This is a genomic window from Mycolicibacterium mageritense, assembly GCF_010727475.1.
GTDB classification, from domain to species: Bacteria; Actinomycetota; Actinomycetes; order Mycobacteriales; family Mycobacteriaceae; genus Mycobacterium; species Mycobacterium mageritense.
This window is the reverse complement of sequence record NZ_AP022567.1, coordinates 5,974,775-5,988,633: the sequence shown is the minus strand read 5'-3', so window position 1 is coordinate 5,988,633 and position 13,859 is coordinate 5,974,775. Positions and strand designations below refer to the sequence as shown.

Annotated in this window: 14 protein-coding genes; 8 read left to right on the top strand and 6 right to left on the bottom strand. The window is 68.2% G+C overall.

What is annotated here, in order from left to right; translation table 11 throughout:
* Positions 1–103: 103 nt before the first annotated feature.
* A complete protein-coding gene (locus G6N67_RS28880) occupies positions 104–535 on the top strand; it encodes a VOC family protein (RefSeq protein ID WP_051579006.1) in 432 nt (143 codons plus the stop codon).
* Here G6N67_RS28880 and G6N67_RS28875 read toward each other — a convergent pair.
* Positions 519–1,706 carry a cytochrome P450 gene (locus G6N67_RS28875; RefSeq protein WP_036437321.1) on the bottom strand — a complete coding sequence of 396 codons (1,188 nt, stop codon included), beginning with the start codon at positions 1,704–1,706 and terminating at the stop codon, positions 519–521. The two genes, G6N67_RS28880 and G6N67_RS28875, sit on opposite strands and share 17 nt — an antisense overlap.
* Positions 1,703–3,106 carry an ABC1 kinase family protein gene (locus G6N67_RS28870; protein WP_036437318.1) on the bottom strand — a complete coding sequence of 468 codons (1,404 nt, stop codon included), beginning with the start codon at positions 3,104–3,106 and terminating at the stop codon, positions 1,703–1,705. The genes G6N67_RS28875 and G6N67_RS28870 overlap by 4 nt, the downstream gene beginning before the upstream one ends.
* A gap of 65 nt (positions 3,107–3,171) precedes the next feature.
* On the opposite strand from G6N67_RS28870, the gene G6N67_RS28865 reads away from it, so the two are divergent.
* Both G6N67_RS28865 and G6N67_RS28860 read left to right on the top strand, forming a co-directional pair.
* On the top strand, positions 3,172–3,768 hold the full coding sequence (locus tag G6N67_RS28865; RefSeq protein ID WP_036437317.1) for a TetR/AcrR family transcriptional regulator: 597 nt from the start codon (positions 3,172–3,174) through the stop codon (positions 3,766–3,768).
* A gap of 405 nt (positions 3,769–4,173) precedes the next feature.
* A complete protein-coding gene (locus G6N67_RS28860) occupies positions 4,174–5,700 on the top strand; it encodes a PPE family protein (protein WP_036437315.1) in 1,527 nt (508 codons plus the stop codon).
* On the opposite strand, the gene G6N67_RS28855 is transcribed toward G6N67_RS28860, so the two are convergent.
* On the bottom strand, positions 5,697–6,752 hold the full coding sequence (locus G6N67_RS28855; RefSeq protein WP_036438474.1) for a 3-deoxy-7-phosphoheptulonate synthase: 1,056 nt from the start codon (positions 6,750–6,752) through the stop codon (positions 5,697–5,699). The genes G6N67_RS28860 and G6N67_RS28855 overlap by 4 nt on opposite strands.
* Before the next feature lie 250 nt (positions 6,753–7,002).
* Here G6N67_RS28855 and G6N67_RS28850 point away from each other — a divergent pair, with 250 nt between their 5' ends.
* Positions 7,003–7,938, top strand: coding sequence for a LysR family transcriptional regulator (locus G6N67_RS28850; protein ID WP_036437314.1), 936 nt, complete (start codon positions 7,003–7,005; stop codon positions 7,936–7,938).
* Here G6N67_RS28850 and G6N67_RS28845 read toward each other — a convergent pair.
* Positions 7,935–9,059 (bottom strand): TDT family transporter, encoded by a 1,125-nt coding sequence (locus tag G6N67_RS28845; RefSeq protein ID WP_051579005.1) that lies wholly within the window; start codon positions 9,057–9,059, stop codon positions 7,935–7,937. The genes G6N67_RS28850 and G6N67_RS28845 overlap by 4 nt on opposite strands.
* 76 nt (positions 9,060–9,135) lie before the next feature.
* Complete coding sequence (locus G6N67_RS28840) at positions 9,136–10,392, bottom strand: CynX/NimT family MFS transporter (protein ID WP_036437312.1); 1,257 nt, start codon at positions 10,390–10,392, stop codon at positions 9,136–9,138.
* A gap of 47 nt (positions 10,393–10,439) precedes the next feature.
* Between G6N67_RS28840 and G6N67_RS28835 the strand changes: the two genes are divergently transcribed.
* A complete protein-coding gene (locus tag G6N67_RS28835) occupies positions 10,440–11,105 on the top strand; it encodes a FadR/GntR family transcriptional regulator (RefSeq protein ID WP_036437310.1) in 666 nt (221 codons plus the stop codon).
* Here G6N67_RS28835 and G6N67_RS28830 read toward each other — a convergent pair.
* Entirely contained in the window at positions 11,093–11,428 is a 336-nt protein-coding gene (locus tag G6N67_RS28830) for a winged helix-turn-helix transcriptional regulator (RefSeq protein ID WP_036437308.1), read from the bottom strand. The genes G6N67_RS28835 and G6N67_RS28830 overlap by 13 nt on opposite strands.
* Positions 11,429–11,475: 47 nt before the next feature.
* On the opposite strand from G6N67_RS28830, the gene G6N67_RS28825 reads away from it, so the two are divergent.
* Genes G6N67_RS28825 through G6N67_RS28815 form a run of 3 tightly spaced genes read left to right on the top strand, consistent with a single transcriptional unit; the run spans position 11,476 to position 13,857 of the window.
* Positions 11,476–12,210 (top strand): SDR family oxidoreductase, encoded by a 735-nt coding sequence (locus G6N67_RS28825; RefSeq protein WP_036437306.1) that lies wholly within the window; start codon positions 11,476–11,478, stop codon positions 12,208–12,210.
* 50 nt (positions 12,211–12,260) lie between these two features.
* Positions 12,261–13,541: an MFS transporter gene (locus G6N67_RS28820; RefSeq protein ID WP_229480578.1), complete on the top strand. Its 1,281-nt coding sequence runs from the start codon at positions 12,261–12,263 to the stop codon at positions 13,539–13,541.
* Positions 13,486–13,857 (top strand): ArsR/SmtB family transcription factor, encoded by a 372-nt coding sequence (locus tag G6N67_RS28815; protein WP_036437303.1) that lies wholly within the window; start codon positions 13,486–13,488, stop codon positions 13,855–13,857. Before G6N67_RS28820 ends, G6N67_RS28815 begins: the two co-directional genes overlap by 56 nt.
* Positions 13,858–13,859: the final 2 nt, after the last annotated feature.

The window sequence follows — 13,859 nt, the reverse complement described above, 5'->3', positions numbered from 1 at the left end:
GCATCCTCAATCATCGTGAACGGAAAAGGCGTTCGCGAGAACCATGCAGGCATGCGCTACCGCTACTATGCACTTCGATCTTCCTTATACACCGGGAGGCGCTGTGAGTGATACACCCGACGTGGGCTTCAGCGGGGTTCACCATCTCTCGTTGACCGTCACCGATCTCGAAGCCAGCGTCGCCTGGTATCAGCGGGTGTTCCGCACCGAGCGCCTCGACGTGAAGATCCCGCACTACGGCCGGGAAGAGACCGGCTACAGCGTGCTGTTGCCCGAGCCCCGCTCCGGGCTGATCTTCGGTCTCCACACCAACACCGGCAATCGCGGCGAGCCATTCGACGAAGCCCGCACCGGACTCGACCACGTGTCGTTTTCGGTGGCCAGCCGCGACGACCTCGTGGCCTGGACGGTGTGGCTTGACTCGCTCGGCATCGACCACACCGGCGTGGTCGACGAAACGGACCCCATCGTCTACTCGACCGTGGTGTTCCGCGACCCCGACAATATTCAGCTCGAGCTCATCGTCGCGCCCTGAAGACCACGGGCACGGTGAGGGCACCCCGGATGGCGGGGGCGTCGCGCCACACCGGCGCGCCTGCGAGTTGGGGCTTGCGCGCGAGGATCCTCGGAAGTGCACTGGTGATCTCGAGGCGGGCCAGGCTGGCTCCCAGGCAGTGATGCGCACCGTAACCGAAGGTCAGTGGCGCGGGCCCGGTCCGATCGAGCCGGAACGCGCTGGGGTCGCAGAACACCGCGGGGTCGCGGTTGGCCGCGGCGAGCACCACGAGTGCCGTCGACCCGGCCGCGACGTCCACCTCGCCCACTCGGGTGTCACGCGTCGCAGTCCGCAGCGCCGCTTGCACGGGGCTGTCCAGCCGCAGCAGTTCGGTCACCACCGCCGGGTCGGCGGGATCGATGCAGTCGGCCAGGCGACTCCCGTCGGGTCGCGCCTGAAGAAGCCGAATCAATCCGGCGCCCAACAGGTTCGCGGTGGTCTCATGCCCGGCGACGGCGATCAGAATCGCCGTGATCACGACGTCTTCCAACTCCAGCTCGGGATCGCCCGCGATGAAGCTCAGCAGGTCGTCGCGGGGATTACGCCTGCGGTCGGCCGCCAGCGGCAGGAACTCCCCCATCAGTTCGGCGGCCGCGGCCGTACCGGCCCGCGTCTCCTCGGTGTCGGCAAGGGTGCCCAGCATCCGGATGATCGCGGGTGAGCGTTCCGCCAGCAGTTCGGTGGTGTCAGCGTCGAGACCGAGCCATTCGGCGATCACGCACACCGGGATCGGCAGCGCGATGTGGGACATGAAATCGAATTCGGTGTCAGGCTCGGGCGCATCGATGACCGCCGACGCGATCGCTTCCACGCCCTCGGCCAGACCCGTGACGAAGGTCCGGGTGAACACGTCACGGACCGAGCCGCGCAGACGCTGATGTGTCGGACCATCGGAGACCAACATGGACCGCCCGGAGAACTGCAGGCTGATGGGATCGAGGCCGGCCAGCGCGATGGGGTTGGCCATCGGGTCGCTGGTCCATTCGGCGCCGCCGAGCACCTGGCGGGCCGCCTCGTAGCCGAGCACGAGCCAGCCCTGCGCTGTGTCGTCCCACACCACATCCCCGCCGCGCCGACGTTCCTCGTAGAACGGATAGGGATCGGCCGCATCCCACGGCAAGCGCGGCACCTCGACGTCACTGCGGGTCATCGGCGATCCATTCCGAACGGCAAGCCGCGGCGGCGAACCCACGCGACGTGTTGCTTACCCAGATCCGAGACGGGTCCGATGACGCCGTCCATGTCGTCGAGCGACGCGCGTGCGTGGAAGGTGGCTCCCAATGCGGTGAAGATCGCGTTCATCGACAGGTTCAGCCGCGACAGGAACACGAAATCCGGCGGCACCGACATCCGCCGCACGGGATGATCGGTCGCCCGCACGTCGATCATCGACCGGACGGTTCGTTCGGCGGCTTCCTGGCTGTAGGTCACCGGTTGCGGCCTCAACAGCTCGTACATCAGGGTCGAGTACCACTCGTGGACGTCATCGGGTGACAGGGTGGAACCGTCGGGGAAAAACCCCGATTCGGCCATCACATCGAACAGGTCGTCCTTGCGCCCCTCCACGACGGCCCGTGCGGTCCGCACGACCTGCCAGCGCCGAAGCTCCGAAAACACCTTGACACAGCCGAAGTCGACGAAACCGACGGTACCGTCCGGGCCGAATCGGTAATTGCCGGGATGCGGGTCGGCGTGAAACAGGTTGGCGTGCCGGTAGGAACCGGTCAGCATCCGCGAAATGACCTCGGCCCAACAGTTTTTCAGATCCTGGTCGGCGGTCAGCGCGTCGGACCAGCCCAAACCGTCCAGGTATGTCATGGTCAGCACCCGGTCGGCGGATCCCTCCGGCACCACGTCGGGAATCCGGATGAACGGATGGTCGCGGTAGAGCTCGGCGAACGCGGTGATGTTGGCGGCCTCGTGCCGGTAATCGAGTTCCTCGGAGATCCGTTCGGTGAGCTCCTGGCTGGCCCGGCGCAGATCCGGCATCGACCCCGGCACCGTCGAATTCATGAACCGCACAAAGGTCGTCAGCAGTTCGGTGTTGGCGAGGTCGTCCCGAATCGCCTCGGCCACACCGGGATACTGCACCTTGACGACGACATCGCGACCATCGGCCAGCGTGGCGCGATGCACCTGGCCGATGGAGGCCGCGGCCATCGGTTCGTCGGAGAACCCGGTGAACACCTCGCCGATGGTGCAACCGAGTTCGGCCTCGACCACCTCGCGCGCCAGTCGGGCGTCCATGGGCGGCGCGTCGCCCTGCAGCCGCGTGAGCGCCCGCTGGTACGGCGAAAGCTCGCCGAACCCGACAGCGGTCGCGTCGACCATCGACACCATCTGACCGGCTTTCATCAGCACCCCTTTGGAGTGCCCGAGCAGTTCGGCGTAGCGCTCGGCGGTGCGCTCATGGAACCGGTCGACGGCATCGGCGTCGCCGGCCTGCTTGCGGAGCGCCGCGACTACGCGTCCGCCGGCCGCCCGCGCAGTGAAGCCTGCGAGCGGCATCGTGCGACGCACCCGACCCCGAGGTACCGGTCGATCCGCCATGGCGCCCCCTCCACGCTGCTAAAGTATCTACTTGTTGATGCTAAGTGAACACTTTGGAGCGGTCAATGACGGAGACGACGACCCGGGATCGGCTGGTCACCGAGGCGATGCGACTCTTCAGCGAGCAGGGCTACCGGGCCACGAGCGTCGCGCAGATCGAAGCCGCCGCAGGACTCGCGGCCGGCTCCGGCGCGCTGTACCACCACTTCAAATCCAAGGAATCGCTGCTGGAAGCGGGCATCGACCGACAGCTGGACCGCCGCCGCGCCATGCACGACATCCGTGCGATGTTCGCCGGGCTCGGCGACCTGCGCACCGAACTGACCCTGCTCGGGCGGTATCTGCTCAACGTGATCGACGACGAAAGCCAACTGTTGCAGATCGCTGCCCGCACCCCGACCGACCGCGCGGCGCGGCTCAACGATGCCTACGCGGCGCTGATCGACGGCCTCTACACCGAACTCGACGACTGGATCCACGGCTGGGCACCCACCATGGATTCGGCCGAGAGCCGCACCATCGCGACCCTCGGCATCAACGCCCTGCTCGGCAAGCGCGCGACGGCGATGTTCTTCCACGCCGAGGCCGCCGAGGCGCCCGACGACCGCTATCTCGCCGAGTGGACCGCCATACTGGCGGACCGGATCAGCAACTCACGCTGAGCAGCAACGTTTCCGAGATGCGCGTCGAGCACCCACGTAGCCCCCCAGAACTGATCTTGTGATGCTAGGTTCCTGACAGATTGTCGGCATCGTGTTGACAATCTGTCTCGAAACAGCATGGAGCTCTACCCGGCCACTCACTGCGCCGCGCGGCGGTGGGCGGCACCATCGGAGAACGCGTTTACCCAGCGTGCACCACTGAACCACTATGCCGGACAACGCAAAAACGACGGCGCCGCCAATTTTCCTAAGTTAGGTTATGCTAACCATATTTAACGCTTCTGTCACGAATGTATCGAGAGGAGACGCCGGGTTACCGCTGGGCATTCTGCTTCCCGGACACACGTCGATGACTACGCGAACAATCACTCACCTGGCAATCCCAGCTAACTCCCGGCGGCGGCGATGACCACGCCCGTCTGGATGGCACTGCCGCCCGAAGTGCACTCGGCGCTGATCAGCACCGGCCCCGGTGTCGGGCCGATGCTCGCGGCGGCGGGTGCATGGAGCTCGCTGAGCACCGAATATTCCTCGGCCGCAACGGAACTCACCACACTGCTCGGTGCGGTGCGCACCGGAGCGTGGGAGGGCCCCAGCGCCGACCGGTACCTCGCCGCACATTCCCCCTACCTGGCGTGGCTGGCCGAGGCCAGCGCCAACAGCGCGGGAGTGGCCACGCAGATGGAGACGGCCGCCGCGTCCTACTCCGCGGCCCTGGCCGCGATGCCGACACTGGCCGAGATCACCGCGAACCGGACGACACTGGGTGTGCTGGTGGCAACCAATTTCTTCGGCATCAACACCATTCCCATCGCGGTCGCCGAGGCCGACTACATCCGCATGTGGATTCAGGCCGCGACCACCATGACGGTGTACCAGGCCAGCTCCGAAGTGGCGCTGGCCTCGTCACCGACGACGGCGCCGGCCCCACTCGTGTTGGCGGCAGGCGTCGGCGAGACCGGTGCGGCATCGGCGACGCTGATGCAGGCCAAGGCGCAACTGCTGGCCACAGAATCGGGCACCGCGTTGACATTCGAGGATCCGATCGAGAAATGGCTCGGCGAGCGCTCGGAACACTTCCAGGGCATGTACGTGGCGCTGCGTGATCTGTTGCTGCATCCCGAGACCATTCCCAAGATCGTCGCCGACATCATCGCCGACCCGTCGCTGTTGTTCACCACCTACCAGAACCTGTTCTTCGTCGGCGCTTACGCGGCGACATTCGCCTTGATGGGGACGCCGCTGTACGCGGCAGCCATGGGTGCCGGCGCAGGCTTCGGGGCACTGGGTCTGCTTGGGCTCGTGGGAATCACGCAGAACTACGACGTCCCGCTCGACAATCCGGGCGCACAGGCCGTCCGCCCATCCGCCGAGCAACCGAATGCGGTCGCGATGAGCGGGAGTCCGACCACCGCGGCGGGCACCACGGTGACATCAGCGCCCGCGCCGACGGGTACCGCACCGGCCACCACCGCCACCACGCCGCCGCCCCCTGCGGGAGCCGAAGGCGCGGCATACGCAGTGCGCGGTGACGGTCCCGGGTTCGGCTTCGGCCCGTCGATGCGCACGAGCGCGGTCTCGCAGGCGTCCTCGTCGGCCAGCGCCCCCGCCGCCGCGGCGGCCGCCGCCGCGGCATCGAGCCGGAACAAATCGAAATCGCGCAGACGCCGCGGCGCGGGCGCCGCCGACCGCGGCTACCGCTACGAGTTCATGACCATGGACGGCACCGACTCCACGCCGCCACCGCCCGGCGAGCGCACGATGACGGCCATGGCATCCGACCACGGCGCAGGCGACATCGGCTTCACCGGAACCGCCTCGAAGGCCACAGTCACCGGCCCGGCCGGGCTGGCGACGCTGACCGGCGACTCATTCGGCGAAGGGCCCACGCTGCCGATGATGCCGGGCAGTTGGGACGGGCCGGCCGACTAACCCCGTGTCGCGAGCTCGCGCAGCACCAGATCGGTTGTGCCCCAATCCATGCACTTGTCGGTGACCGACTGGCCGTAGGTCAGCGGGCGCGCTTCGGGCGCCTGCGCCCCACCGACGAGGAAGCTCTCCAGCATGACGCCGCTGATCGGCAGCCCGTCGCGGACCAGTTGCGCGACCTCGCCGGCCACGGCCGCCTGCCGAACGTGGTCCTTGCCGGAATTGGCGTGGCTGCAATCGATCACGACACTGCCGGGCAGCCCCGCCGCGGTCAGCTTGGCCGCCGCGGCGGACACCGAGTCCGCGTCGTAGTTGGGTCCGTCGGTGCCACCGCGCAGAATGACGTGGCAGTCCTCGTTGCCCTCGGTGCTGACCACGGCGCCACGGCCCATGTCGTCCATGCCGAAGAAGACATGCTGTGCGGCAGCGGCTTTCACACCGTCTACGGCGACCTGGATGTTGCCGTCGGTCCCGTTCTTGAATCCGACTGGCATCGAAAGGCCCGACGCCAGCTGCCGGTGTACCTGGGATTCGGTGGTGCGGGCGCCGATCGCACCCCACGCCACGGCGTCGGCGATGTACTGCGGGCTGGTCGGTTCGAGGAACTCGCAGCCGACCGGCAGGCCGATGTCGATGACGTCCAGCAGCAACTGGCGGGCGACCCGCAGACCACGCGCGACATCGAACGTCCCGTCCATGTCGGGGTCGTTGATCAGGCCCTTCCAGCCGACCGTGGTGCGCGGCTTCTCGAAGTACACGCGCATCACGATCTTGAGCCGGTCGCGCAGCTCGTCGGCCACCTTCACCAGGCGGCTGGCGTATTCCAGCGCGGCAGCCGGGTCATGCACCGAGCACGGCCCGACCACGACCAGCAGCCGGTCGTCGCGCCCGGCCAGGATGTCGGCGATCTCGTCGCGGTCCCGTGCCACCCGCTCCGACCGGCGCGCACCCAGCGGGAACTCGCTGAGCACGTCGTGCGGACTGGGAATCGCGGTGAAACTTCGGATCCGCCGGTCCGAGGTGGTGGCGGGAGTGGCGATCTGCGCCAGATTCATCGTCGAGGTGCCTTCCTGGTGGTGGGCACCTGTGCACATCCGGCGCCCTTGAATGACGAAAGGCAGCGACCTGCTGGTCACTGCCTGGGCTCCGGGTGGATGCGTGCGTTACCGCTGCGCGTTATCGGCTCCGCCCGGAGCCTTGATAAAGCGCCAATAGCTGGCACGCACACCGATGTTCACGACGGCCAGGCTACACGACCGCCCGGGTGAGGCAAACTGCCGTGTGACCAGGGTTACGATCCCGTCCATGCCGCTGAGTCCCCGGATGCCCGAGTTGGCGGCGTTCGAGGTGCTGCTCGCGATCGCGCGAACTGGCAGCCTCGGCGCGGCAGGCCGCGAGCTGGGCCTGACCCAGCAGGCCGTGTCGTCACGGCTGGCCTCGCTCGAATCCCAGACCGGAGTGCGTCTGGTGCAGCGCAGTACCCGCGGGTCTCGGCTCACCCCGGCGGGTGTGGTGGTCGCGGAGTGGGCCGACCAGTTGCTCGATGTCGCCCGACGCGTCGACGCCGGGCTGACCGCCATGCGCACCGAAAGCCACAAGCGCATCACGGTCACGGCCAGCCTCACGATCGCCGAACAGCTCATGCCGCGCTGGCTGGTATCCCTGCAGGCCGAGGCCCAGCGGCGGGGTGCGCCCGCACCGGAGGTGATCCTGACGGCCGCCAACAGCGACCAGGTGATCGCCGCGGTCCGCGACGGCTCGGCCGAACTGGGCTTCATCGAATCCCCCGGTGTGCCGAAAGGGCTGCACAGCAGGGTGATCGCGCACGACGAGCTCGTGACGGTCGTGACGCCGGACCACAGCTGGGCGCGCCGGTCGGCTCCGGTCAGCCCGGCCGAGCTCAACGAGACACCGCTGGTGTCACGCGAAATCGGTTCCGGCACCAGGGATGCGCTCAGCACGGCGCTGCGCGACGCGCTCGGTGATGGGGTCGCGCAGGCCGCGCCGGCGATCGAGCTGTCGTCGGCCGCGGCAATGCGGGCCGCCGTACTGGCAGGCGCGGGCCCTGCGGTGATGAGCCGACTCGCGGTCACCGACGACCTCACCCTGGGCAGGCTGCGCGAGGTGAAGATCGCGGGCCTGGATCTGCGGCGCCAGCTTCGCGCGATCTGGCTGAGCGGACGCACACCACCGGCCGGCGCCGTACGCGACCTGCTGGGTCACATCGCCGCTGCGCGTTAACGGCGCAGCAGCCGCCCCGACAGCACGCCGCGAAACGTGTTGGTGGCCACGGTCACCCACGCACCCAGCAGCAACACGTACAGTGCCACGGCCAGCCACGAGATCACCGTCACACCGGTCGCCGCCCCGAGCGCCGACGCGCCCGTCACGCACGTGCCGACCGGGAACGTGAAGCTCCACCAGGTCAGCGTGAACGACAGCCCGCGCCGGGCGCCGTGCACGGTCAGCGCCGCCGCCAGGCAGAACACGAACGCGCCGAAACCGCCCATCACCATGCCGTACACGACGCCGAAGGCGTGCAGCGCCGATACCGTCGCGGCATCGGTGAGCACCGAGCCGGCATGCGCGGCAAGCAGATTGGCGGCGGTGATCGACTGACCGACGACGCCGAGGGCGATCCACACCGTGGGGATGGCCTGCACCTCGCTGAATCCGCCGTGCATGAGCCGCGAGTACACCATGGTGATGGTGATGAGGCCGGCCAGCAGACTCAGACCGAACATCGCGTAACAGGCCACCAGCAGCGTCATCCCGGCCTGGCCTGCGCCGACGTGGGACAGCAGCAGTGCGCCGGTCGATGCGGACACCATGGGCGAGACCACGGGCATCATCCACGCCGGAACCGCGGCGATGTCGTCGCGGTCGGTGCGGGTGATCATCGCGAACGGCAGCCACACGCTGACGACCAGGCCCAGCAGTGTGCCGGCCGTCCAGAGCACGACATCGAGCGCCAGCGCCGCCGACTCGCCGATCAGGGCTGGCCCGAGCAACAGGGCTCCGGCGCCGACGGTCAGCAGTGCCATGGCGGGCGCTCCGTAGAACTGGCCCATCACCTGGTGCGCCGCATAGGCTTTCGCCTGATCCCGGTGCCGGATCCAGTGCGTGGCAAAGGCCGCCGTCAGGACCACGAGCACCAGCCCGGCGAGAACCCAGACCGCCGTGGCGAATTCCCGCAGAACCGGCGCATGCACCGGCAGCGTGGCGGCCGCGGTGGCCACGATGCCCGTGCCCATCACCGAGGCAAACCAGTTCGGCGTGATGTGCCGGAAAACCGATGTGGCGCCGTCGAGTTCGTTCAGCAACGCCGTGTGGAACGGGCGCGGTGCAACGTAAGTGGTCACGTCACCAATGCTGCTGGTCGCGGGCACTCACCGGTAGGCGTCACAATGTTGTGGCGCCACAACTCTGGCTTGTGAGTCAGACGTAACGGCTGCGGCCCGCGAAGGCGCCCGCCACCATCTGCACCACATAGACCACGAGCGCCATGGCCCACGGCGCGGTCCAGCCGCCGGTCACGTCGTGCAACAGGCCGAACAGGAACGGGCCGACACCGGCCAGCAGATAGCCGAAGCCCTGCGCCATCCCGGACAGCCGTGCGGTGTCCTCGGCGTTGCGGGCGCGCAGCGCGATCACCGTGAGCGCCAACGAGAACACGCTCATACCGAGGCCCACGAACACGCTCCACAACAGCGGTGCGGCACCCGGATCGACCAGTAGGCCGATCATGCCGACGATCCCGACCAGCCCCAGGGCCACGATCCAGCCACTCTGATGCTTCTGGCGGGCCGCCATCGGCGCGACGAACAGGCTGATCGGCACCGCGAGAATCGACACGAGACCCAGCAGCAGCCCGGCGTTGGTCTTGCTCACGCCGCTGTCGATGAACACCTCGGGCAGCCAGCCCATGACGACGTAGGCCAGGAACGCCTGGCAGCCGAAGAACAACGTCACGGTCCACGCCAGTGGGCTGCGCAGCAGGGACCGGCCGGCCGTCCCCGACGCGCTCGACTCCTCCGCGCGGGCCTGACCGATGCCGCGTGCGCCGACCGCCCAGAACACCAGCGCGACCACGGCCACCAAGGCCCACGCACCCAGCGCGCCGCGCCAGCCGCCCAGCAGTGGCTCCAGCGGCGGGGTGACCGCGGATCCGAGCGCGCCGCCGCCCTGCAACGCGGCGGTGTAGATGCCGGTCATCAGGCCGATCTGAGCGGGGAACGAGCCCTTGATCACCACCGGGATGAGCACGTTGACCAGCGCTATGCCCGCGGTGGCCACGAGCGTGCCGCCGATCACGACGTACTGACCGTCGAGCACCCGGACCACAAGGCCGATGCTGAGGACCGCGAGCGCGAGTGCGATGGCCCGGCCCAGCCCGATCCGCCGGGCCAGCCACGGCGCGGCCAGACCCGCCGCCGCGAAGCACAGCCCGGGCAGCGTGGTCAGCGCGCCTGCCCAGATCGCCGAGGCACCGAGTGACTCGCGCATCTCCCCCAGGACCGGGCCGATGCTCGTGATGGCGGGCCGCAGGTTCAACGCGGTCAAGATCACCGCAATGATCAACAGGGCACCGCCTGCGGCCATCGCGCCAGGTCGGACCTCTACCGCACCGTCGAGCTCGAGTTCCAGATCGTGCTCGTAGTTGTTCAGAGATTCACTGCGCAGGGTCCGACTCACTCGGTTATGATGCCATACATCCCATGATTGGATGAAAGGATTTTTGAGTGCCGCTCGCCACAACGCGGCGCACCGGCCTGGTCGACCAGGTCATCGCGCAGCTCCGCGCCTCCGTCACCGCCGGCGAATGGCCGGTCAACACCCGCATCCCCACCGAGCCCGAACTGGTGGAGGCCCTCGGCGTCGGCCGCAACACCGTGCGCGAAGCTGTCCGCGCCCTCGCGCACAGCGGGATCCTCGAAGTCCGGCAGGGCGACGGCACCTACGTCCGGGCCACCAGCGAGGTCTCCGGCGCGCTGCGCAGGCTGTGCGGTTCGGAACTGCGTGAGGTGCTCCAGGTCCGGCGGTGCCTCGAAGTCGAGGGCGCCCGGCTGGCCGCCACGGCTCGCACCGACGAGGACGTGGCCACGCTGCGCAGCTTCCTCGACACGCGCGGCCTCGCCGATCCCACCGAGTTCGCCCGCGCAGACACCGAATTCCACCTGGCAGTGGTCCTGGCCTCACACAACAGCGTGCTGATCGAGCTCTACCGCGGGCTCACCGAGGTGGTCATGGCCAGCGTCGCGACCTCCAGCTCGACACCGCAGGGCGCCATGTTCCCCCACGACGGACTGGTCGACGCCATCGCCGAGCGTGACGTCGAACGCGCAGGCGCGGAGGCCGGCGGATTCCTCGACGAGTTGCTGGCGCGGCTACCGAATCAGGACTGCTGACTTTTCCAGGATTCCGACCAATCCCACACGTCGGACAGCGCCCGGCCGAGTGCGATCCCGGCAGGCGTGAGTTCCCATGCGCCGGCGTCGTTCTTGATCACCAGACCCGCAGCGGTGAGCTGCTGCAGCCGCTCGGACAACATGCTCGACGAGCAGTTTCCCATGCGGCGGCGCAGTTCGAGAAAGCCCAGCGAGCCCGGCTCGAGCTCCCAGACGACCCGCAGCACCCAGCGCTGGCCGAGCAGTTCCATGGCCGCCAACATGGGCGCGTTCGCCGGGGCTTCGCCGCGGCGGATGAACTCGGGTCCGCTTGCACTTCTCATTTAGAACTATCATAGTGATTCTAAATCAGAAGCATGGAGGCACAGTCATGCAGGTAGCACTGGTGACCGGCGCATCACGCGGGATCGGCGCCGAGGTGGCCGCCCAGCTCGGCGCGGCCGGCGTCCACGTCGTCGTCAACTACCGCGAGAAGGTCAAACGCGCCAACGCCATCGTCGATGCCATCACGGCAGCAGGCGGCCAGGGCTCAGTCGCCGGGGCCGACCTCAGCGATCCCGTCGCGACGGCCGGCCTGATCGACCAGCTCCGGGACAGTTTCGGCCGGTTGGATGTGTTGGTGCTCAACGCTTCCGGCGGCCTGGAACGCGGCGCCGACGCCGACTACCCGATGCGCATCAATCGCGATGCGCAGGTGCGCCTGGTCGAACTCGCGCTGCCACTGCTCTCGCGTGGTGGCCGGATCGTGTTCGTCACGAGCCACCAGGCGCACTTCCACGGACAACAACCCGTGCCCCAGGATTACCTGCCCATCGCGGCGAGCAAGCGTGCGGGCGAGGATGCCCTGCGGGCCATGCAACCCCGGTTCGACGAGCTCGGCATCTCGTTCGTCGTGGTCTCGGGCGACATGATCGACGGCACCATCATCGTGCGCCTGCTGGCCCGGCGTGATCCAGAGGCGGTGTCCGCCAGGACGATTCATGGCGAGCTACCCACCATCGAGGAGTTCGCGCGGGCCATCGTCACCGCCGCGCTCGATCCGACGCGGTCGACCGACACGGTGTACGTCGGTGGTGCCGACTACGTCGCCGCCGCGACCGGCTGACGCCAGATCCTATATGTGCGCAATTGCGCACTTATTGACATACTGGTGGCGTGACGACCACCCGAGCCCTGCGCAACCAGACGTTCCGCCGGTTGTTCACGGCTCAGATCGTGGCGCTGCTGGGCACGGGCCTGCTCACGGTGGCCCTCGGCCTGCTGGCCTATCACCTGGCGGGCGGCAGCGCCGGGGCGGTGCTGGGGACCGCGTTGGCCATCAAGATGGTGGCCTACGTCGGCGTGTCGCCGGTGATGGCCGCCGCCACCACACGGTTGCGGCCCCGCACACTGCTGATTGCGACCGACGCAGTACGCGCGACCATCGCGCTGGCCCTCCCGTTCGTCGAATCCGTTTGGCAGATCTACGTTCTGGTGTTCCTGCTGCAGGCCGCGTCCGCGACCTTCACGCCCGCATACCAGGCCGTCATCGCGTCGGTCTTGACCGACGAGGACACCTACACGGCAGCACTGTCGCTGTCCCGGCTCGCCTACGACTTGGAATCCCTCGTCAGCCCGATGTTGGCCGCCGCGCTGCTGACGGTGGTGAGCTATCCCGCGCTGTTCGTCGGGACCGTCGCGGGATTCCTCTCCTCGGCGACCGCGATCTCGCTGACCCGACTGCCCGCGGCAGCAGCCCCAAACGGGCATCGAACGCGGTTCCGCGACCGGGCCCTCGGCGGTGCCCACATCATGTGGACATCGACCGAACTGCGGGCCCTGCTGGCCCTCAACGTGGTCGTGGCGTCGGCGACGGCCCTCGTGGTGGTCAACACCGTGATCTACGTCCGCACCCTGCTCGACGGCGACGACCGCGGTCTGGCGTTGACCCTGGCGTGTTTCGGCGGCGGTTCGATGCTCGCAGCACTGGCGTTGCCCCGCCTGCTCCGGCTGATCTCCGATCGTGCGGTGATGCTCACCGGAGGCGCTGTTTGCACCGGCGGGCTCAGCGCCACAACTATTTTCCTTGTCGTCACCCCGGCAGGCGCCGCCGGCTGGATCGCGTTGTGCACGCTGTGGACGGTCATCGGTGCGGGTGCCTCGATGATCAACACGCCGTCAGCCCGCCTGCTGCGGCGGCATTCGACGGAGGGCAACCGCAGCATGGTGTTCACGGCCCAGTTCTCGCTGTCGCACGCGGCATTCCTGCTGACGTATCCGATCGCCGGCTGGGTGGGCGCCGCACTCGGCCAGGTCGTTGCCGCCCTGTCACTGGCAGTACTGGCTACACTCGCGACACTGGCGGCAAACGCCGTGTGGCGGCGGCGCGGGAGGGATTGCCATGGCACCACGACCCGGGAGGCCATCCTCGCCGCGGCCGGTCAGCCTGATCCATGACGCGGCACCCGACCAGGAACGCCTCGACGTGGCCAGTGAAACCTTCCGCATGCTCGCCGACCGCACGCGCCTGCACCTGCTGTGGCTACTGGCCCAGGGGGAGGCCGATGTCACGGCGCTCGCCGAGGCCACCGGCGCGTCACGCACATCGATCAGTCAGCACCTGGCCAAACTGCGCTTCGCGCGCATGGTCGAGACCCGCAAGGACGGTCGGCGGGTCTTCTACCGGCTGCGCGACGGCCACCTCAGCCGCGTCGTGCAGGAGGGTCTCAACCACGCCGATCATCAGGTGACCGGCGAGCCGGCACACCCCTGAAC

Bases quoted from the DNA above. Each gene is read 5' to 3' on its own strand.
- G6N67_RS28875 (WP_036437321.1), bottom strand. From the start codon at position 1,706: ATGACCCGCAGTGACGTCGAGGTGCCGCGCTTGCCGTGGGATGCGGCC.
- G6N67_RS28870 (WP_036437318.1), bottom strand. From the start codon at position 3,106: ATGGCGGATCGACCGGTACCTCGGGGTCGGGTGCGTCGCACGATGCCG.
- G6N67_RS28865 (WP_036437317.1), top strand. From the start codon at position 3,172: ATGACGGAGACGACGACCCGGGATCGGCTGGTCACCGAGGCGATGCGA.
- G6N67_RS28860 (WP_036437315.1), top strand. From the start codon at position 4,174: ATGACCACGCCCGTCTGGATGGCACTGCCGCCCGAAGTGCACTCGGCG.
- G6N67_RS28855 (WP_036438474.1), bottom strand. From the start codon at position 6,752: ATGAATCTGGCGCAGATCGCCACTCCCGCCACCACCTCGGACCGGCGG.
- G6N67_RS28850 (WP_036437314.1), top strand. From the start codon at position 7,003: ATGCCGCTGAGTCCCCGGATGCCCGAGTTGGCGGCGTTCGAGGTGCTG.
- G6N67_RS28830 (WP_036437308.1), bottom strand. From the start codon at position 11,428: ATGAGAAGTGCAAGCGGACCCGAGTTCATCCGCCGCGGCGAAGCCCCG.
- G6N67_RS28825 (WP_036437306.1), top strand. From the start codon at position 11,476: ATGCAGGTAGCACTGGTGACCGGCGCATCACGCGGGATCGGCGCCGAG.
- G6N67_RS28815 (WP_036437303.1), top strand. From the start codon at position 13,486: ATGGCACCACGACCCGGGAGGCCATCCTCGCCGCGGCCGGTCAGCCTG.